The sequence below is a fragment of the Bradyrhizobium sp. 179 genome (assembly GCF_023073535.1).
Classification (GTDB): Bacteria; Pseudomonadota; Alphaproteobacteria; order Rhizobiales; family Xanthobacteraceae; genus Bradyrhizobium.
Window position 1 is genome coordinate 1 of record NZ_JADPJR010000030.1, and the last position, 17,707, is coordinate 17,707.

Below are 17,707 nucleotides of genomic sequence, written 5' to 3' on the forward strand. Positions count from 1 at the left end.
GACGGGCGCGCTTCGCGAGCGGCTTGCTACAGTCCTGCAAACAACAAGGGGGTCACTTCCTCATGTCGCTGCGGGGTCAAATCCGGACGTCGCTTGACACCAAGCCTCCTTGTCCTCGGCGCGCGTGCCCCCTCGGCTTCATCAAGACAAGCCTTCGCGTACCGGCGGTATCTGGCGGCGTCGTCATTCATGAGCACAAAATGCTTAGACGGCACGAAAGTGCCCAACGAACGCCGGAGGCGGAAGCTCCGACTGAAACCACCCCATATTAACGTGGCAATTCGGGCAGGCGCGGGCTTCGAGGCGCCCCCAGTTCTTTCCTTCAGCCGGTCCATGCCCGCCCCCTTGTGTCTCAACAATCAGCAGGACCGGCGGCGCACCGTCTCAAATGATACACAGCGGACGGTTGGGTGCGGAAACTTAGCCGAGGGAAGGCGGTAGCAGCAGATAAACGTGCCGGTTTGTCCCGGTTAGATCCTCCCGGCGCTTGGAAAGAAAGCGACTAAAGCCCCAGCTCACAGCGTCCGGCTTCAGGGGGCTGTTGGGACGCCGGAGCATAAAAGCAATTTCCCAGATTGCCGGTTGTTCCTGGTGAAGAGAACGCCGCGGCTTGCGAGAACCGACCCATCGCCAAACGCGCGTTCGAACGATGGGCCGTCCCGGGTGGATGTCGCGAACCTGAAGTGGTCCAGGCCGCGCCACAGACCGAAATCTTAAATCTCTCGGCTGGAGAGTCGTTCCTTGCCAGTTGTCCACGAGCCTCAACAGAGGTGGGGGTAACCTCGGAGCAAGCGCTTCTCGGCTTCTTCCGCTATCTTCAACCACTCCGCCGCAAGGCGGAGCCAGGTTGGTCAGCCAGCGTCAACTGGCGGGTGAGGGACAGTCAAAATGCGCCTGCCTGCTACCTGCTGAGCACCGCAGGACCGAGCCGCATCACAGATCAACCGGTGGCGTACCAGCCATCCGGAATGGTAGCAGAGGCCAGGTGCCCGCGTTGTCATTCGCGACCTCGGGCATCACGTTGATGGTTCTCCGCCCACTCGAATCCCTCTCAGTAGGAGTGAAAGCGAGGCACGCAACAGGCGCACGCCCGCGACCATGGGAGCTTTGCTCGGAAGGCTCTGTGCTGAAGTGCGTCGACCCTATGGAGGGCATAAAGTGCAGTCCGCGCGCTGGGAGCGCTGAAATTGAAATTGACCGGAGAACGTCCGAATTCCGGCTCAGATCACGCCCACAATGATCAAAACTCCGACCTCGACTAGTAGGAGCGTACCCGTTGCTGCGGAGATGAAAAACAAGTCACCTAATGACAGGAACTGCATGATTCGCGTCCCAATTTGCCAAAGAAGCGGCCCCTAGGACTGCGTAAGCAGGGGCAGGATGATGGGGGCCGCTTCCCGGAGGTCCTTGACGCGTGCGTCCGGCGCCAAGCATTCATAGCATAATCCAAATTTAAATCTCGTCCAGTATTTAATTTATTTAATTTTATGTTTAATATTTAATCGGCGACATTGCAGGTGCAAGCCGCCGAGTCCAATAGCGACCCAGGGATTGGCTTCTTGGCGGCGAGTTACCTGTCCCATGCGGATGGCGTTTCGAGCTATGCCTGGCGACGCCGGGTAAGCAAGTCCCATCGGCCGGAATGGATCCACGAGATGAAGCACGACGGCTACCGGACGCCGGTCGTCCGGGAGAACGAACGTGTGCGCCTGATCTTCCGCGATGGCACCGACCGGACTAAGCGCTAGTTCCTGAACAAAACGAACGTCGAAGAGGAAAACATAAAGCGCGCAAAAAAAACGCAAAGAGGTAAGGGAATGGATCATTCCACACTCAAGCTGCGCCCCAGCCGGCGACCTGCTGCATATACCGTCGGGCGCGCCATCAACGCTTCTCAGTCGTTCGCCACGATCGCCAGAAGTTGGCTCTGCGACGGGCTACTAGATCAATCGCGGGCTACTAGATCAATCGGCCCCAAATCGTTGATCGCTGAGCGAGATAAGCTCAATCAGCTGTACGCCGCATTTAGGAGCCATCATGTTGCAAAGACTGTCTGCCGCAGTGGCCTGGGCCGCTCTTGCATTCATCACCTACGCTAGTCTTTCTCCAATCCGCGATAGGCCGCAACTGAGCAACGTTGCTGATTTGGAGCATCTAGCCGCTTTTGCGCTTTTAGGCTTCGCATTCTGCCTCTCGTACCGTCGTAGAATGACATTCGTATGCGGCATCGTGCTTGGTAGCGCAGTCGTGCTCGAGTTTTTGCAAACGCTGACGCCAGATCGTCACGGCAAATTACTGGACGCCTCCGAAAAGATCATTGGCGGCTTGATAGGGATATTCCTGGCCAGTTTAGCTTTGCGCGCAATGGAGCGCGCTGGATGCGTGCCTTCCATCCTTAAAAGTGTCCGATCACTGAAGCCACGAAGCGGAGCCTAAGACTCCGGCACGGTGCAGCTCACATTCGTGAGGCTCACCGTTCCGCCGTTGGTGCCGAGGCCGATGCCGAACCAATAGGCCATCCCTGCCGCAAGGAAACTGACACCGGCCAAGTGGTACCAAGCGGGGACATGCGCCGTCGAGCACGCGGTCGCCCTCGTTCTGACGGTCTGCTTGGGAGTGCCTCCTGTGCGTGTCTCTTACGGAAGGACGTCCACATCACAGGCCTAAGTCATCCTTATGGATGGAAGACGCCACCCGGCTCGACACTGGAACTAAGTGCGTTCGCCTCGATTGCCGCTCCATGAAGTGGCTCGTCGGCATCGTTGCGGTCCTCCTGCTCTGCCTCGTAGTGTATGCCGGGTCGGCTTTCGTTTCCGCGTTGGATATGGTTTCGGCCGTTCGGAGCGGAGATGCCACTCAAGTCATGGCCCGAACGGATTTGCCGCGTGTCCGCCATTCCCTCGTCGACCAGGTTGTATCGTCATACCTCTATCGACTCGGCCAAAAGCGGCCGGTGCGCCCGTTAGAGCGAATGGCGATAAACGCGTTCGGTGCAACGATCGCCGATGACCTCGCGATCAAGCTCATGACGCCGGAAAATCTGTCCGCCCTTTTAAAGAGCGGCACTGTTCGCGACGGCGCGGAGAACATCACTTTCGGAACGATGTCGCCGCTGGCCGAGCTCGACATCTCAAACATCTTCGTTTTCGCCGGACAAATCACACTGGTGAAGCCTGTCGAGTTTGCGTTGCGGCTTGGGGAGAGTCCGGACGCAGGTAGCGTAAGCATGCATCTCGACGGCACGACCTGGAAGCTCTCGGGCATCGGCCTTCCACCTAAAGTCCTGGCGAATATGGTAGACCGGCTGCCGATGCGGTGAACCCCTTGCGCTCGCTACGCGGGTGCGAGAAATTACCTGAGCAACATTGGCTTGGAGATCGTCACCATGGGCTACTTTGAGGACCTGCGGAAGGGCTCGAAATCGCACAGGGTGCGCGTGATCAGTGAGCGGGCTTTTAGGATTGAACCGATCGACGATACGCGAGATGCCCTCCGCAATTTTCAGGACATTGCCGATGAAGCCATCGCTAATGAGGATTCCGAATATCAGGTCAAGCCACATCCTCAGCACCGGGTAGACCTCCCGAATTGGAAGGGTCCGATCTACGACATGGTGGTGATAACGCGAGACGAAACGTAAACTGCAGTGCTGGCACTCGGGTCAATGCAGTCAGAGCGAAAAAATCAGGTGGCGGATGCGTGATCATGCGTGGGGACAAGGTTTCGCCGTCGGCGTTTGCGCTGGGATGGCGCTTCTAATGGTGATCAGCTGGGGGTACGGCGTCTCTTGCTCGTCACCGGAAAGGCCGTGGAGTGAGTCATCGGTCCGTTAACGCCCCCTTGCGCTCGCCCCTGGGTTGCGAGATCCTGCCTCATCAGGGAGGCCCAATACATGACCTTTGCGAAATTTGGCGGCGAGAACGGCAGGCCGGTGTATATCAATCCTACCGCAGTAAAGAGTGTGATCGAATTGAACGATCGACTCTGCATGGTCCAGCTCGACGCGCAGCTTATGATCAACATTCCCTTGCCGGTTCATGTGGTGGTTTCCGATTTGGAAAAGGCCGCAGGCAACGGAAAGTGAAGCGCCATGCCTGATAAGTTGACGCGGGAACAATACGCGGAGAGTGGTCGTCGACTCGGCGAAATCATTGATGCCGCCGTCGCCCGTCACCATGACGAGCAGAGGCGCGACCTCGTCACCCCTGCAGCGATGCACGCGCTAGCGGGATGCTGCAGAGATGTAATCATTCAACGTCCTCCGAACGGCTCAGACCTCGGTGCGATCCTGATCAGCGCCCAGTTTAAAGAGATACTTGCCAATTCCGGCATGGTCGTCATGCCGTTGGATCCTGACGAAAAGAGCCGCGAGGCCTTCCGGAAAGGATGGTTTCGCAGCTTCACCAAAAGGTATCGCGCGATGGTGGAAGCAGTGTGGAAATGATTGCGAGAGCGGAGAACCGATGATGTCGGTAGATTGGTGGGAATACGCAACAGGTGTCGAGAGGCAACTCGAACAGCTGAAGAAGGATCTCGAACCACTCGAGGCTGGAAGAATGAAACTGGGCGAGCGCGAGGGGAGCGGCGTTTGGAGAGACGTGACCCAGGAGGCAATCGATCGAAATAAGCAGGTGATCGCGACTTATGAGGCTATTCTGAAGGACGTGCGCGAAAATCGGATCAAGAACTGAGTTCAAGCTAAACCTCATAACTATCGTGCTCACGCTCAGGTCAATGTCTTCGAAGCGAAAAACCAACAAGAAGGTGGCCGATGCGTGATCATGCTTGGAAGGATTTGCCGTCGGTATTTGCGCTGGGATCGCGCTTCTAATCGTACGGCGTCTCCTGCTCGCCACCCGCAAGACCTTGGAGCGAATCATCGGTTCGTTGAAGGAGGTCTCCCCCTTGCGCTCGCCCTGCGGTTGCTGAACAATAAGGATAGCCCGGCCTCTGATAGCAAGAATCAGGGTCGGGGCCGTCTTTCGAGCGATTTTTGCAAGAATTGATTTTGATGCGCCTCCATACAATCGCGGCGCGAATCGCAAGTAGGTTGTGTTAGTTGGAAGTGGGGGCGTTCTTCGAATGACCGTGTGTGTTGCCGTTACCGTCGACGACGGGCTTGTGTTCGCGGCCGATAGCGCTGCGAGTTTGCTGGCTACTGATGCCAATGGGCAGAGCTTTGTCTCAAACGTGTACCAGCATGGGAACAAGGTCTATAACCTGTGCCGCGGGCTTCCGGTGGTGGCCATGACATCGGGAATGGCGTCTATCGGACGCGCCCCAATCCAATCTCTGGCGAAGGATTTGCGGCTGCTTCTCAAAGAAGGAGGTCGGTTCGCTATTAATGCCGAGAACTATACCATCGAGCAGATTGCCATCGGCGCGAGGGCGTTCCTCTATGAGGAGAAATTCCTCGGTATGCAGCCTCCTCCACCGGCGCCGCACCTACTGGATTTTTGGATCGGGGGTTTTTCGAGCGGATCTGAACAGCCAGAACTGTGGAAGGTTACAATCCTGAACGGCCAATGTACTCCACCTGAGCAGATCAGGCCTCCGGGGCACTGTGGCATCAACTGGGGCGGGCAACCTGACCCCGTTCATAGGTTGATAAAAGTTTCAGCCAAGATATTGGAACCGCTTTGATCGGGGCCGGATTGGATCCGCAGCAATTGCCACAGCTTCTGCAGGTGATATCAAGCCAGACGGAAGCGCCTTTGTGCCACCCAGCGATGCCAATCCAGGACGCGATAGATTTGGCCAATTTTCTTGTGGAGCTCACGAAAAACTACTTCCGCTTTATGCCGGGAGCGGACGTGGTCGGCGGCGACACTGACATCGCTTCAGTAACGCGTCACGAGAAGTTCAAATGGATTAAGCGAAAGCACTACTATCCATCCAGCCTCAACCCATTGGAGCACGACCATGCCTGACACACCGCGCGAATCAAAGAGCCCGCCGGAAGAGCCAAGGACAATAGCCATGCCGAAATTCTCGTACCAGCCAATCGACAGCCGCACCTATTCGACCGATTACCAAGAGCCGAGAAAGGCCGCTGGCCACCAGGTGGTCTCGTCGCTGCGCAATCTCCAAGTCTGATTTCAGAATTACTTTCGAGCCCGCCGCGTTGCGTCGGGCTTTTTCCATTCCGCCCGCATCGTCACCACGCTCGCCTCGCCGGCTAGCAGCCGCATCAGATGCGCTGCCCAGAGGTCCAGCGCCTCGCGCTTTTCCTTCTCGATGTTCTTGTCATATACCCGCATCAGCTTGGCGGCAGGTGGTTCAGCACCGCCCCGGCGGCGTACGGTGCCACGCTAAGCGGGCCCAGCACCAGTGCGGCCGTTGCAGCGAAGGTCGTGCAGGTCCCGGCTGCTTGAGCTGAACGAGCTCATCGAGCTCGGCCTTGGATTTCGACCAGCCGGCATAACCACCCTTCCCGTAGCCGAACACCAGGCTCCGCCCCTCCCGCTCCGGAATGCTGTCCAGGATCGCCGCGCGGCGTTTGAGCGGGAGAACGTGCTCGCGGGGGGCTTTCGCCGGCAACGCCGGCCTACGGGGCTCGATGGCCGCGATGTGCGTGCGATGCCCGGCAGTAAAAGTCCTGTCCTGGCCTTCAGGTCCACCTCCAGGCGCCGACGGCGCATCCTCAGGTTGTGAAGCCATTGACAGTCCTTGAGAAACCGTCTTGCTGCAGGATGCCTGAGGCTGGCCCCGCAAGCGGCGCGGAGTGCATCGCGGTAACATGCGACCACCTTAGACTTTTTGACTGAGGATCGCCCCTAACACGCGTAAACGGCGCTTGCCCTCGCGCGGGGGTTGCGATTGCATAGCCCCTTTCGACGGGGGGAATCGAATCATGCGTATTTTGGTGATCGTGGCGGCCTGCGCCACCGTGGGTGGCTGCATGACAGCCGGCGAGACCGTCTCGTTCAAGGCATCTAATCCGCAGCAACAAGCTCTTATGAGGGACGGACAACCTGCCCTTGTCTCTCGGCAGAAAAGCTCCGTCGTCCTCGTTCGACCGGCTGCCCGTCAACTCCAAGCGAACGGCCGCCCCGTCTTCGTGGTGGGCATCAACAACATGAGCCGCCAGCCTGTTGAATTCCGGGTCGGACAACTTGAGGCGGTGCAGCACGCCGCCGGCTCGGACTTCGAAATGAAAATCGTCACTTATGAGATGCTGGTTCAGGAGGAAAAGAACCGGCAGGTCGCGGCAGCCCTCCTGACGGGCGTCGCCGCCGGGGCCAACGCGTACAGCGCCTCGCGGGCCGGCTACGGCAGCTACACGACACCGAGCGGACGCACGGGCACGTTTTACAGTCCGACGGCAGCGGCAATCGCTCAAGGCAATGCGACGGCTCAAAACGATGCGATGATTTCTGCCACTATCGAAACAGGCCAGCGCAATATGGCCGTGCTCGAGCAGGCCGTGATCAAAGACAATACGCTCCTGCCCGGCGAATGGTACGGAGGCCAACTGCACCTCGCGCCACCGACCGACCAGGGCGGAGCTCAAAAGAGCTACACCATTGTCATCACTGTCGGGCCCGATCGCCACGTGATTGATGTCGCTCAAGGCCCGGCTGGAGTTTAGATGCGTCGCTCTCTACTGGTTGCCGTGATCCTTCTCGGCGGCACGAATCTCGTGCATGCCTCGTGCTATACCCCTCCCGCCCCGTATTGCGCGGCGAGATATGGAGCGTTCGATGATCAAGATGAGTTCGATCGGTGCCGTCGAGAAATGACGAACTATCAGATTGAAGCACAAGATTTCCTAGCTTGCATTCGACGTGAGACTGAGGAGCTAAAGCGCAAGTCCGACAGTGTCATCGACGAGTACAACAATGCGGTCGAGGGCTTTAATCGGAGGGCCCGAGGTTGAGATCCTCTCCACTACTGCTGGGAATCGCGATCTATGTCCTAGCTGCATTGACGGCGAGCGCTGAGACCGTAAACGTAAAATATCGCGGACCAGTTGATCTAAAGCCGTTCGACTGCCAAAACATCTCGCGAAGTAGCTTTATCAACCGCGACTGTTATGACCTGGGAGCCAGTATTTGGTCATCCAGCTGAGGGACACATACTACCACTATTGCGAACTGCCGACGGCTACACTCGATGCGTTGATGGCCGCCTCATCGATGGGACGGTACTTCAACGCCAACATTAAAGGCTCGGGAAAAGACGGCCCCTACGACTGTCGTACGCACAAAATGCCGGCTTACTGATGGACGGTATACCTTTTAGCCAATGTGTAGTTGCGGCGAGCTACAACCGCGCTAATTTGTACTCGGCAAAGATTCGGTGGGCATTTGCGTGGCGGGGCAAGTAATAAATACGGTCAGGCTGTTCGTGCTATTGCTAAGCACAGACGTCGCTGCGGAAGCACAGGTTCCGAACCAAATTATCCAAGATATGATCGGGACGCTGCAAACTTTGCAGCGGAATAACGGGCCCACGGGGCCCGCCTCGCCCGGTGCGCCCATCCCGCAACCCAACATCTCCACGTCCAAGCCGACCATTAGCTGCACAAACGTGCGATCGCCGTTAGGATTCCTGCTTTGCAGTGATGGTAATGCAGCCAAAGCTGACTGGGACGTCAACGCTGCAACATGGGCTTATTCTGGGACGCTGAGCGACGGGGAGCTTAGCACTTTCCAACAAAATCAAACTAATTGGATCCAATCTGTAAGCAGGACCTGCAAACTCGATACTTCACTCAACCAAGACCAGCGCCGCTGCGTACTCGAGTCGTATCGCACTCGAACAACCGAACTCCTAGGAAAGCTCCGCGGTGATGCCCTTGCGGAGGCCAGGCAAACGCCCAATGAACGGGCGACACTACAGGCTCACCTCTTCTCATTAGGGCTTCTCCGCGACCAGCCAGATGGCGAATTCGGTCCGAATACAAGAATTGCGATCAAGGCCTTTCAGGAGTCAAGAAGCGCTCCCAGCACAGGATTTCTAACTAGGGGGGATCGCGACGCGCTTCTCGGCGTCCGACAGCTAGACCGGCCGCCGCAGACGTCAGGCCCCTTGCCGCCAGACCGATTAACTCCTCAGATCCCCGAGCGGCCCGTGCCGCAGACCGGCCCCCGCTTCCCAAACCAAGTTACTAACGAAGCTGATGTGTCATTGACGGGACCGGCCGGGAATAACCCGACTACAAAGATTGTGGAAGTTGCTGGTCTAGGAGAGACACCCGAGGCTGCTCGGAAGGACGCCTCTCGATTGGCGGTCCAGCAGGTCGCTGGCGTGTACATCGATAATCGGCGCCGCGTTGAGACCAAGATGTCGGCTGATCAAGTTTCAACCATCGTAGAAGAAAAGCTTCTCTCGTACACCAATGCGTACGTGTCGAAATTCGACCCTGTGTCGCAGGAATGCAGCAACGGAACTTGCAAGGTTATGGCAAGGGTCACAGTGAATGTCGGCCCCTTGGTCCAGACACTGCGCGCCAGCGCCGTCCCTACCGTTGATTTTGATAGCAACTCCGCTGAAGCGGCGGCGACCACATTGGGCGCCGAACGTGCCGCGGCGTTTGATACCTATAAGGACTTGATCGCCCGAATTGATACGCTGGTGACAGTCGGCGTTGGAAAGGCCGAGGTCAATTCGAACCTGCCGTCGGCATCGGATTCCGTTTGGCTAACGGTGCCGATCACGTTCTTTGCCAACCCGGCGGCGAGCAAAGAGTGGGCTGAAAAGTTCAGCCTGATAGCGGACAAGAGAGAAAGCGTCTCTTTCGAGGTCACAAAGATACCCAGCGAGCCACGTTGCAGCTTGCAGACGGTTTCCTCGAATACGCAACCGTTCAGAAAAGATGCTAAATTGGCAGTGTCGATACCCGGTGTGTGCTTCATTTCGTCGCTGACTAGCTCGAGACCAAGCGACTACGGCGGTCCCGGGCGTGTTTATCCACCGCGTCCCAGCAATTACGGGACCTACGCTGCGGCCGAATGCTTTGGGCGTACCTTTGTCCGAGAAGACGCTGCGGTGGTCAGTTTGAGCAAACGCGCCTCGACTATCCTGTTGGTCATCGAGTTTATCGACAAGGATGAAAAGGTCGTTCAAACGGTCAACACCGAGATGGGAAGTTTTCCGGAGCTTCCGATCTCGGATTCCATTCATCGTCCGCAAAACCGCCAGACCGCGTTCCTGGACTACTGCGCGGCGGGGACCAACGAAAACAGCCTCTTCTACCGCACAATACACAGTGGCGGAACTGACACGATCGTCTTCCCTCCGGAAGGAAGCCGGATCAATGCTTTGTTGAATCTAAAGGTCGCGAACGAGAATGTTGGCAAGATCGCCCGCATCCGGGCCTCCCTCAAGAATAGATAACCTAGTGTTCGGAGATACGAAGATGTTTCGGTCCAATCTAAAGTTCGCCTTTGCTGTAATCCTCTTGCTTGCTTCTAGCCCAACGATAGCAACAGCAGGCTCGGTAGCTGAAACAGGCAACGGAGGCGCTGTCTGGCAGGCGGGCGTTGATGGCGTCGAGGTGGAATGGAATGGCGATGGATCTGTAAAGCGTATTTCATCGCGATTCAGCACGCCGGTTGAATTCGGAGACAGGCGAGGAATTTCGAAGGCGCAAATCATCGCAGAAGAAAAGGCGAAGGCATCCATCGTGCGCTTCCTGGAGCAATCGGTGTCTACGACGCGGGTTACCACTGAGATGCAGAATGATCTGAATCAAGCGACACAGGAGCGACAAACCGGAGCAAAAGCAAACGTCAAAAAGGTCGATCAGCGCATTATGATCGAGTCGCTTACTGAAGTCACGACGTCCTTCGCGGCAGGCAAGCTGCGGGGGGTAATCGTCCTTGAGAAAGGATACGACGACAAGACTGAGGAGGCTTGGGTCGTTGTTGGCATCAGCGATAAAACAATAAAAGCCGCGAGTGGCGTGAAGGCGATGAGCGAAGAACAAAAGTCGGCCGCCCCCAATGGCGCTGATGGACTCGGAAAACAGCCCAGCGAGGTGAAGCGGTCGAACCAAAAAGATTGGTGATTGGGCAAGCACCAGATTTCGTACAAGGCGGCATACTTCGGGAGCGCAGGTCATTTGAGCTGCTCAATGTCTCCAGTGACAGGAACACGCGAAGGACCATGTTATTCGTTGAACGTAGGAATGACGGTAACGTGCCTGATCTCCACCAGACGATGCCACGCGGCTGATATCAACCACCGGCGCCAATTAGTTCGCGGCTCGCTTGGAGTTTAATCAGCCAGGGTTCACGCGACCCACACACCGAGATCCGCCTGCAGGACGACGAGCCTTGCGCCTTTGAGGGACCGCTTTCGCGGAATTTCTTGGACCTACCTAAGTTCCCCTCCCCCCAAAATTCGCACCAACAGTGCTCAACAGTACTCCCATCTCAAGCGCATAACCGGTCCAACCTGCTTTCATTAAGGAATATGACTGGCCAGGCAGATCCAACACGACAAACCCGCCTACTCATCTAAACCCGCAAGCTTGAGCGCACTGATGTAGTTGTCCAGATCGCCTGACGGAAGTTGAATCATTCTCGCCGCAAGAGAGCTGGATCCGTGTGGATCGATCTTGCGAGCGTGAAGCAACGCCAGCCTCGCTTCTTCAGTCATATCCAATTTCGCCAATGATGCGGCCTTAATCCGCAGGGCGGGCGCCCAAGTTGGCCGAACAGCTAATGCTCGCTCAGCATGTTTTACTGCCTCCGAATAGTTCTTCAGCACAAAGAGCGCCAAAGCATACGACCCGAGGTAGGCATATCCGGCCGGGTCGCGGGGGTTCAGCCGGATGCCCCGACCAATTGCAGTAACAGCTTCGTTGGCATGACCGGCCGCAAGCTTGGCGAGCCCAATCGCGTACCAACCGAAAGGAGAATTTGAATTCAGGGCGATCGATCTTTCGGCCAACCCAGTGCTTCTCACTAACTCGTGCCCGAGACACACCTGTACAAGTGCTGCCAGACTTAAGGCTTCAGCATCATCGGTGCCGCGCAGTATGGCTTGGTGGCAGTATTCAAGACATTCCCGCGCATTTTCTGCAATGTTTTGAATGCAGCCCAGTGTACGCCTAAGAAGCAGTGTCGCACCACCATATCCCCAAGCAACAGCGCAGGACGGATCTAGCTTGACCGCCTGAATGAAGTGGTCAAGCGCTTGCGCCGTGCTTTCTGGGGTGTGCTCATAGAAACAGCCGAGACCCCGAATTAGGCTATCGTACGCCGTGAGATCATTTGTCGGTCTCCGCCTTTGTCGTTTTATCTCGGAAACACGGACTTCACCGTCAAGCGCACCAACTACACGCTCGGTTATTGCGTCTTGAAGATCAAACACGTCTGCAGCTAGTCCATCGAAACGATCAGCCCAGACGTGAGCGCCTGTTTCAGTATCATTGAGTTGACCCGTGATCCTTAGCTTTTCGCCCCATTTGCGAACACTACCTTCTAGCGCGTAGCGGACGCCGAGCTCCCGACCTACTTGCTGTATATTGGGAGATCGTCCTTTGTAAGCAAAGCTCGAATGACGAGCGATCACCACTAGCATTGGGTTGTGTGAAAGCGCTGTGATGATGTCTTCAACTAAGCCGTCCGCGAAATAGCCCGGCTCGGCCTCGCCGGTAAGGTTCTCAAAGGGAAGAACGGCGATAGACGGACGTCCACTATCAGTGCTGAAGGACCAAAATCGAATAGGTCTCTTGAGGCTCTCCTCCGTCAAGACTTGGTATGCTCGAACTGGGCGCCCAATGTTCTTGAGTTGCTTTTGCCCAAGATCAACAAATTGAAATGGCACCTTTCCGTCGACAACATCATACAGGGAGCCTGATATAACGACCGTGCCCGGCAGCGCGATCGATTCCAGGCGCGCAGCGATATTGACCCCATCCCCGAGGATGTCATCTCCTTGCCGAACGACATCTCCCAGATGGACCCCCATTCGAAAGCGAATTTGGCGATCTTCGGGGACACTCTCGTTCTCGGCCCTCAGTCTTGCCTGGGCTGAGACTGCGCACCTAACTGCATCCGCTGCGACCTGGAAATCGGCAACGATACTGTCTCCTGCTGTGTTTGCTATCCGACCGTTGTGATCTTGTATGATCGCACTGAATATCGCGCGGCTGCGAGTCAGCGCTTCAATTGTCCCAGCCTCGTCTCCAGCCATCAATCGGCTATACCCAGCGACATCAGCTGCCAATATTGCTGCCAGCTTCCGATCTGCTTTCGCTGCCAAGGATGGCTCCTCAAGACATCGGCTAAGGTTCAATAATATTGAGTCAGTTTAGCACGCGGGCACCACTCCTTGTAAACGAGGGATTATAGCAAAAATGCCGAAGTCGATCTCTGCGGCTCAGCACTCGCGGAGCTGCGGTCCCGCCTGACCGCCGCAAAGCGAATCCTGATGGAACGTTGGGAGCTACGAGAGGATGGCGGCGCGATTTCGTGCCGATCCGGCAGACGGCTTCTTGGCTCAAAGGTGCAAGTGCAACGCGACAGTACGCACGGCACGGCGCTTGCCGACCAGAGCAAGCGCCGGTCAGTCAACCGCGTTCATGCACAAATTCGTTAGCTAGCATCGGCTGCTGTAGGAAACGTCTCGACTGCTTGTAGCTGTCCTTTCGCAGTCTGATTGACCTCGCATGCGCCAGTGCTCTGAGTTATCGTTACTGATACCTGATCAGGCCGATCGACGGTGAATGTCTCTCCATAACGGCTTGGATCGGATGTAGCATGATTTGTAGTTCTCGTGTTTGCAACGAAATATCCTCCGGGGTGGAGAGGATGGATAGTGTCACTATCCGATCCTGCACTACACCCGGGGTTTGGGCCGTGCGAGGAAGCGGTCATCATCTTTTTCGATAAGACCGGCTGCTTAGCCCAGACTACCGCAGGCGGATCTTTCACAATGACTCTCGTCTTGTACTGGCCTCCGACCTTCAAGTTGAGATACATGTCATTGTTGCCATTCCGTTTCACTACAATCTCTTCCGTCTTGGACTTCAACCAAGCGTCCGGCTTTCCAATTATCGACCCTCCATCAACGATTGGCGGCGCGTCGTATTTCGCCGCAGGCAGGTTCGTATTGGCGCCGACCCAAAAAGCTCGAAATGTAAAATAGTCCCCCTCTCTACTCTGTAGCCATAACGCCAAACCGGGCTTCTCTTTGTCTTTTTCGATGCATTCGACATAAGCGTCGAGTGCCTTACCGGAGAGTGATTGCGCCAAATAGTTCGACGCATAAGAATTCTTGTAATCAAATTTTGTAGACTCTGCTATTTGGCGAGCCTTCTCCTGGGCCTGGCCATAGCTTAGCGCCCCGGAGAACAGCCCATAAGAGCCGCTACCCGCGATGTTCTTCTTTGCACTCTCGTATTCCTGCTGTGTCGCGGTGAGTACGAAGGCGAGTTCAGTGCTTCCGCTCTGCTGAATGCTTGTGGTCTCTTGAACCATGAAATCTTTTGGATTGCAGTCTGCGTATGCCGCCACCGAGCCCACGAAGGTAACAAGGCTAGAGAGAACAAACTTGGTTATGATCATACGATCCATTTCTTCCTCCTCTTCTGATGGATTTTCGTCTTGAAAGGCATCGTGCCAATTTCCAAGCGTCGGCTTGCGTGCGGACAGGACACAGCTCTGCTGCAACAGCGCAGACTGTTCACCCAATCCGGCAATGTAGCTTAAGGTGCGGCGCCTTCATTCGCTGATGAACGGCGAAAGGTGACTAGGCCATGAAATACAGCCTTAGGTTATTTAACGCGCTCGACCGAGTCAATTAAAAATTAAATGTCAATTAAACGCCCCCTCCCCCTCCTCCGGAGCCGGACGCCGGTAGCAAGTTCGAGCTTGCGGACTTTGATCGGCTGAGCACAGCGCGCTTATCGGTCACGACAATGTTCGCTTCCGGCACTCCGGTAGGAGCAAGCGCCGCTATCAAGTCCTGCGCAGAAGCTGTGACATTACGAAATACTCGCCGGCGGCGCCCAGGATCGTACTGTTGGGACCATTCGTGCAGCCGCCTTTAACGGCTTGGAGAATGGCATCGGCCTCAGCATCGGTCAGGAAACGCAAGGGAGACATCGGCACCTGCAGAATCGCGCTCGCAATCTTCTGCGGGCTGCGGGCGAGTGGGCTGCGCGGCCTCCGGTGGGCGGACATCGATTTCGATGCAAAACAACTCAACCTCACCCACCGGGCCGACGCCTCTCAGCGGATCGAGGGCTGCATATCGTTCGATCCCCCGCCCGCCGATCGTCATCAATGCCCTCCGCGAGTGGAAGCTGGTTTGCTCCAAGCGCGACGCCGGCAAGAAGGATGCGAACAGCGAGCGCGTCTCGCCTTTCCAAATGGTCTCGGCAGGGCCGAGAGCCATTCAAACCTGATCGAGCGCGGACTGGAGCCCATCCTGATTGCGGCAGGTCTGGCAGAAACGCCCTGTCCTGGACGAGGCCGGCAACGCCGTTCTAGATAAGGCCGGCGGGCCCAAAGTGCCGATGGTCGGAAAGTATTGGATGCATTCGCTCCGCCATGCCTGCGCCTCCCGTTTGAGAATGGGCACAATGCGAAGCAGATCCAACGGCTCATGGAGCACAGCTCGGTGACCTTCGATGTTTACAGCCACCTCTTCGCCGGCGCTGAGGCCGACCAACGTGCAGCCCAAGAAGTTCAATCCCGGTTGGTTGGAAAATAGGATCCGCGGCTTCCCGATTTTGGGCTACAAGTATCGAACTCTCAGCTCATCCAATCAAGCCGAGGGTTGAAGCATGACCCACGATCAAGCAACTATTGAAGCTGCTAAGATCAGCGCAAAAGCGGCTGTTGAAGCAGCTCGAATAGCCGCCGATGTTGCCCAGACCAACGGAATACTTACTGCTATCGGAGCAAGTGCTGCTGTTATCGCGGCCGCAATTACGGCGTACGCTGCTTTTCACAACGCCCGCGGAACCATCCTCGTCCAACTGGGAAAAGAGCAGGAGCAGAAGGAAACGCTCAGCGCAAACCTCCGCGTCACGATTGAAGAGACCATAAAATGGGTCGACGATGCCGTCATGCTCTATAAGGGAGATTTCGCCAAACCTGTTGAATTACGCGTGCTTCCGTTGCCGAGCGCTATTGAGCGGTCGGACCCAAAAGACCTCATTTCCTTGGGCCCAGAGATTAACGAGGCCATCGCGTTAGTTAGATTGTCTTTGAACGACTATCGGCGCGCCAAAGAACCTATTCAGAACCGGCACCGAAAAGCAAAAGATGCCAAGCCAGCCAAACTGAAGGAACGACCTTCGGACTTTGATGCCGTGATAAGTACGGCCGAGGCATACAGCGTCGCGCTACGCAGGTTGAATTCCCTTTTGGCAACGCGTTGACGATGCGTATGGCCTATGAGCTCTGTCTTGCGACCGCTGCCCAGCAGGCCCAGACTGGATTCACGGGCCGGATGCTGGTGATCCGGCAGCGCTATCCTTTCGCCGAAGCGGCCTTTAAGAACCGCCAAAGGCATTTTGTGATCGATGGCGAGGCGTGGTGCTCGCGTCGACGTCGTGTCGGACACGCGAGTTCTAGAGCGGCCAAGCAAGCGCGGCGCGATCACGGCTCACAACGAACCGCCGCTCAATACGACGGGAGTTCTGATCGTTAGCGTTTTTGCGCTAGGTACAGTGAAATAAAGGCGGCTGCGGCGCAGACAAAGAAACCCTCCGCATCGCCTGGCCCAAACCAGCGCAGGAGGGCAAACAGGGCAACCCGCCTGCAAGTATAAGAGGGCCCTTCGTACACACGCTCCACTTCTGGTGCCTGATGCGGTCGAGGTGGTTGGCTGATAAGGCTGATGTGCGCTCGCCTTTATAAAAGCCGAAATGATTTTGGCTGCGCCTGCGATTAATGCAACGACAATGGCCGCATCGTCCATGGGCTCCTCTGTTCTGCCCCTGGATGAGATTATAGCAGCCCTCGCGGCGAGGTTGCGGTCTCGGCTTCGTAATAAATTGCCGATTTCGCCACTTGAATCTTGAGAATATAGAATTAGCTGCCGCGCTTTTTCGAGCAAGTCTCGCCTGCCAATGTCGCGGCACCGGCCGGCGAGCAGGACCAGCCACGCGTCAGCGAGCCTGACCTCAAACCATATACGTATGCATTTCCAGGGACGCACGGGTTGGCTTATGATCTCACGTCTCTTTGAGCCGACGGCCGCGAAGGAGGAACGGACTTTGGCACTGACATTGTAAACTGGCAGAAGTAGTCAACTTCAGTGTCAGGTCGCCTGAAATCATCCCAAGTAGGAGACATCCTTCGCGCGCGACGCTAGCTCGCCCTCGACCTTGTTGATCGCCGCCTGGTTCTCCTCGATGAAGGCCGCGAGTTCGTCGCGCGACATCTCGGACAGCGCCTTCTGCCGAGGTGCCAGATCTTTCCTAGTGGGTGCGATGTGCCCAGCGCGGTCCAGGACCTTCATCGACAGGTCCGCCCGGACGCGGGCCGAGATGCTCTCGTCCTGAAGCAGTGACTTGGCCACCCGGTAGGCCAGCGGCGCGCCGACCGCGGCGAGGTCGAGCTGGATCGACTCCGAAATCGCGGCGGCCACGGCGGGAAGCCGCAATGTCCTGTAGACAGATTTGGGGTGATAGCCGGCAAGCTTGGCCGCGTCCTCCGGCGGCTTGCCGTCGACCACAATCAGGCGAACGAGCTCACGTTGCTGGTCGTTCAAATCGCAAGCTACTAAGGCGGTCATT

Annotated in this window: 18 protein-coding genes; 12 read left to right on the top strand and 6 right to left on the bottom strand. The window is 56.6% G+C overall.

Annotation, left to right across the window (positions count from 1 at the left end):
- Nucleotides 1-1,475: 1,475 nt before the first annotated feature.
- Nucleotides 1,476-1,826, bottom strand: a complete 351-nt coding sequence (locus tag IVB12_RS06410) for a hypothetical protein (RefSeq protein WP_247296738.1) — start codon at nt 1,824-1,826, stop codon at nt 1,476-1,478.
- Between the two features lie 211 nt (nt 1,827-2,037).
- On the opposite strand from IVB12_RS06410, the gene IVB12_RS06415 reads away from it, so the two are divergent.
- The 8 genes from IVB12_RS06415 to IVB12_RS06450 all read left to right on the top strand — a co-directional run bounded on the left by IVB12_RS06415 (nt 2,038) and on the right by IVB12_RS06450 (nt 5,930).
- Nucleotides 2,038-2,436 (top strand): VanZ family protein, encoded by a 399-nt coding sequence (locus tag IVB12_RS06415; protein WP_247296739.1) that lies wholly within the window; start codon nt 2,038-2,040, stop codon nt 2,434-2,436.
- A gap of 304 nt (nt 2,437-2,740) precedes the next feature.
- Nucleotides 2,741-3,319, top strand: a complete 579-nt coding sequence (locus IVB12_RS06420) for a DUF2939 domain-containing protein (protein ID WP_247296741.1) — start codon at nt 2,741-2,743, stop codon at nt 3,317-3,319.
- A gap of 51 nt (nt 3,320-3,370) precedes the next feature.
- Complete coding sequence (locus tag IVB12_RS06425; RefSeq protein ID WP_247296745.1) at nt 3,371-3,640, top strand: hypothetical protein; 270 nt, start codon at nt 3,371-3,373, stop codon at nt 3,638-3,640.
- Nucleotides 3,641-3,892: 252 nt separating this feature from the next.
- Nucleotides 3,893-4,084, top strand: coding sequence for a hypothetical protein (locus tag IVB12_RS06430; RefSeq protein WP_247296746.1), 192 nt, complete (start codon nt 3,893-3,895; stop codon nt 4,082-4,084).
- Nucleotides 4,085-4,090: 6 nt separating this feature from the next.
- Nucleotides 4,091-4,444, top strand: a complete 354-nt coding sequence (locus tag IVB12_RS06435) for a hypothetical protein (RefSeq protein ID WP_247296748.1) — start codon at nt 4,091-4,093, stop codon at nt 4,442-4,444.
- A gap of 19 nt (nt 4,445-4,463) precedes the next feature.
- Nucleotides 4,464-4,691, top strand: a complete 228-nt coding sequence (locus IVB12_RS06440) for a hypothetical protein (protein ID WP_247296750.1) — start codon at nt 4,464-4,466, stop codon at nt 4,689-4,691.
- Nucleotides 4,692-5,082: 391 nt separating this feature from the next.
- Complete coding sequence (locus IVB12_RS06445) at nt 5,083-5,643, top strand: hypothetical protein (RefSeq protein WP_247296752.1); 561 nt, start codon at nt 5,083-5,085, stop codon at nt 5,641-5,643.
- Nucleotides 5,640-5,930 carry a hypothetical protein gene (locus tag IVB12_RS06450; protein WP_247296754.1) on the top strand — a complete coding sequence of 97 codons (291 nt, stop codon included), beginning with the start codon at nt 5,640-5,642 and terminating at the stop codon, nt 5,928-5,930. Before IVB12_RS06445 ends, IVB12_RS06450 begins: the two co-directional genes overlap by 4 nt.
- 174 nt (nt 5,931-6,104) lie before the next feature.
- Here the strand turns inward: IVB12_RS06450 and IVB12_RS06455 are convergent, their stop codons facing one another.
- Nucleotides 6,105-6,260 carry a hypothetical protein gene (locus IVB12_RS06455; protein ID WP_247296757.1) on the bottom strand — a complete coding sequence of 52 codons (156 nt, stop codon included), beginning with the start codon at nt 6,258-6,260 and terminating at the stop codon, nt 6,105-6,107.
- Between the two features lie 19 nt (nt 6,261-6,279).
- Entirely contained in the window at nt 6,280-6,660 is a 381-nt protein-coding gene (locus IVB12_RS06460; RefSeq protein WP_247296761.1) for a hypothetical protein, read from the bottom strand.
- A 193-nt stretch (nt 6,661-6,853) separates the two neighbouring features.
- Here IVB12_RS06460 and IVB12_RS06465 point away from each other — a divergent pair, with 193 nt between their 5' ends.
- The 3 genes from IVB12_RS06465 (at nt 6,854) to IVB12_RS06475 (ending at nt 11,014) form a co-directional block, all read left to right on the top strand.
- Nucleotides 6,854-7,591: a hypothetical protein gene (locus IVB12_RS06465; RefSeq protein ID WP_247296763.1), complete on the top strand. Its 738-nt coding sequence runs from the start codon at nt 6,854-6,856 to the stop codon at nt 7,589-7,591.
- Nucleotides 7,592-9,228: 1,637 nt separating this feature from the next.
- Nucleotides 9,229-10,341, top strand: coding sequence for a hypothetical protein (locus tag IVB12_RS06470; RefSeq protein WP_247296765.1), 1,113 nt, complete (start codon nt 9,229-9,231; stop codon nt 10,339-10,341).
- A gap of 22 nt (nt 10,342-10,363) precedes the next feature.
- Complete coding sequence (locus tag IVB12_RS06475; protein ID WP_247296766.1) at nt 10,364-11,014, top strand: hypothetical protein; 651 nt, start codon at nt 10,364-10,366, stop codon at nt 11,012-11,014.
- 443 nt (nt 11,015-11,457) lie between these two features.
- Here IVB12_RS06475 and IVB12_RS06480 read toward each other — a convergent pair whose 3' ends face one another.
- Both IVB12_RS06480 and IVB12_RS06485 read right to left on the bottom strand, forming a co-directional pair.
- On the bottom strand, nt 11,458-13,218 hold the full coding sequence (locus IVB12_RS06480) for an adenylate/guanylate cyclase domain-containing protein (protein ID WP_247296768.1): 1,761 nt from the start codon (nt 13,216-13,218) through the stop codon (nt 11,458-11,460).
- Between the two features lie 332 nt (nt 13,219-13,550).
- Nucleotides 13,551-14,531 (bottom strand): hypothetical protein, encoded by a 981-nt coding sequence (locus IVB12_RS06485; RefSeq protein ID WP_247296770.1) that lies wholly within the window; start codon nt 14,529-14,531, stop codon nt 13,551-13,553.
- Between the two features lie 1,214 nt (nt 14,532-15,745).
- Between IVB12_RS06485 and IVB12_RS06490 the strand changes: the two genes are divergently transcribed.
- Nucleotides 15,746-16,345, top strand: coding sequence for a hypothetical protein (locus tag IVB12_RS06490; RefSeq protein ID WP_247296771.1), 600 nt, complete (start codon nt 15,746-15,748; stop codon nt 16,343-16,345).
- An 899-nt stretch (nt 16,346-17,244) separates the two neighbouring features.
- Here the strand turns inward: IVB12_RS06490 and IVB12_RS06495 are convergent.
- The gene (locus IVB12_RS06495) at nt 17,245-17,706 is read right to left on the bottom strand and encodes a hypothetical protein (protein ID WP_247296773.1); all 462 of its coding nucleotides are present in this window, start codon (nt 17,704-17,706) and stop codon (nt 17,245-17,247) included.
- Between the last annotated feature and the right edge of the window lies 1 nt (nt 17,707).

Excerpts from the sequence above, each read along its gene's own strand:
- IVB12_RS06410 (WP_247296738.1), bottom strand. The coding sequence starts at position 1,826 with ATGATCCATTCCCTTACCTCTTTGCGTTTTTTTTGCGCGCTTTATGTT.
- IVB12_RS06415 (WP_247296739.1), top strand. The coding sequence starts at position 2,038 with ATGTTGCAAAGACTGTCTGCCGCAGTGGCCTGGGCCGCTCTTGCATTC.
- IVB12_RS06420 (WP_247296741.1), top strand. The coding sequence starts at position 2,741 with ATGAAGTGGCTCGTCGGCATCGTTGCGGTCCTCCTGCTCTGCCTCGTA.
- IVB12_RS06430 (WP_247296746.1), top strand. The coding sequence starts at position 3,893 with ATGACCTTTGCGAAATTTGGCGGCGAGAACGGCAGGCCGGTGTATATC.
- IVB12_RS06435 (WP_247296748.1), top strand. The coding sequence starts at position 4,091 with ATGCCTGATAAGTTGACGCGGGAACAATACGCGGAGAGTGGTCGTCGA.
- IVB12_RS06440 (WP_247296750.1), top strand. The coding sequence starts at position 4,464 with ATGATGTCGGTAGATTGGTGGGAATACGCAACAGGTGTCGAGAGGCAA.
- IVB12_RS06445 (WP_247296752.1), top strand. The coding sequence starts at position 5,083 with ATGACCGTGTGTGTTGCCGTTACCGTCGACGACGGGCTTGTGTTCGCG.
- IVB12_RS06455 (WP_247296757.1), bottom strand. The coding sequence starts at position 6,260 with ATGCGGGTATATGACAAGAACATCGAGAAGGAAAAGCGCGAGGCGCTG.
- IVB12_RS06460 (WP_247296761.1), bottom strand. The coding sequence starts at position 6,660 with ATGGCTTCACAACCTGAGGATGCGCCGTCGGCGCCTGGAGGTGGACCT.
- IVB12_RS06465 (WP_247296763.1), top strand. The coding sequence starts at position 6,854 with ATGCGTATTTTGGTGATCGTGGCGGCCTGCGCCACCGTGGGTGGCTGC.
- IVB12_RS06475 (WP_247296766.1), top strand. The coding sequence starts at position 10,364 with ATGTTTCGGTCCAATCTAAAGTTCGCCTTTGCTGTAATCCTCTTGCTT.
- IVB12_RS06485 (WP_247296770.1), bottom strand. The coding sequence starts at position 14,531 with ATGGATCGTATGATCATAACCAAGTTTGTTCTCTCTAGCCTTGTTACC.
- IVB12_RS06490 (WP_247296771.1), top strand. The coding sequence starts at position 15,746 with ATGACCCACGATCAAGCAACTATTGAAGCTGCTAAGATCAGCGCAAAA.
- IVB12_RS06495 (WP_247296773.1), bottom strand. The coding sequence starts at position 17,706 with ATGACCGCCTTAGTAGCTTGCGATTTGAACGACCAGCAACGTGAGCTC.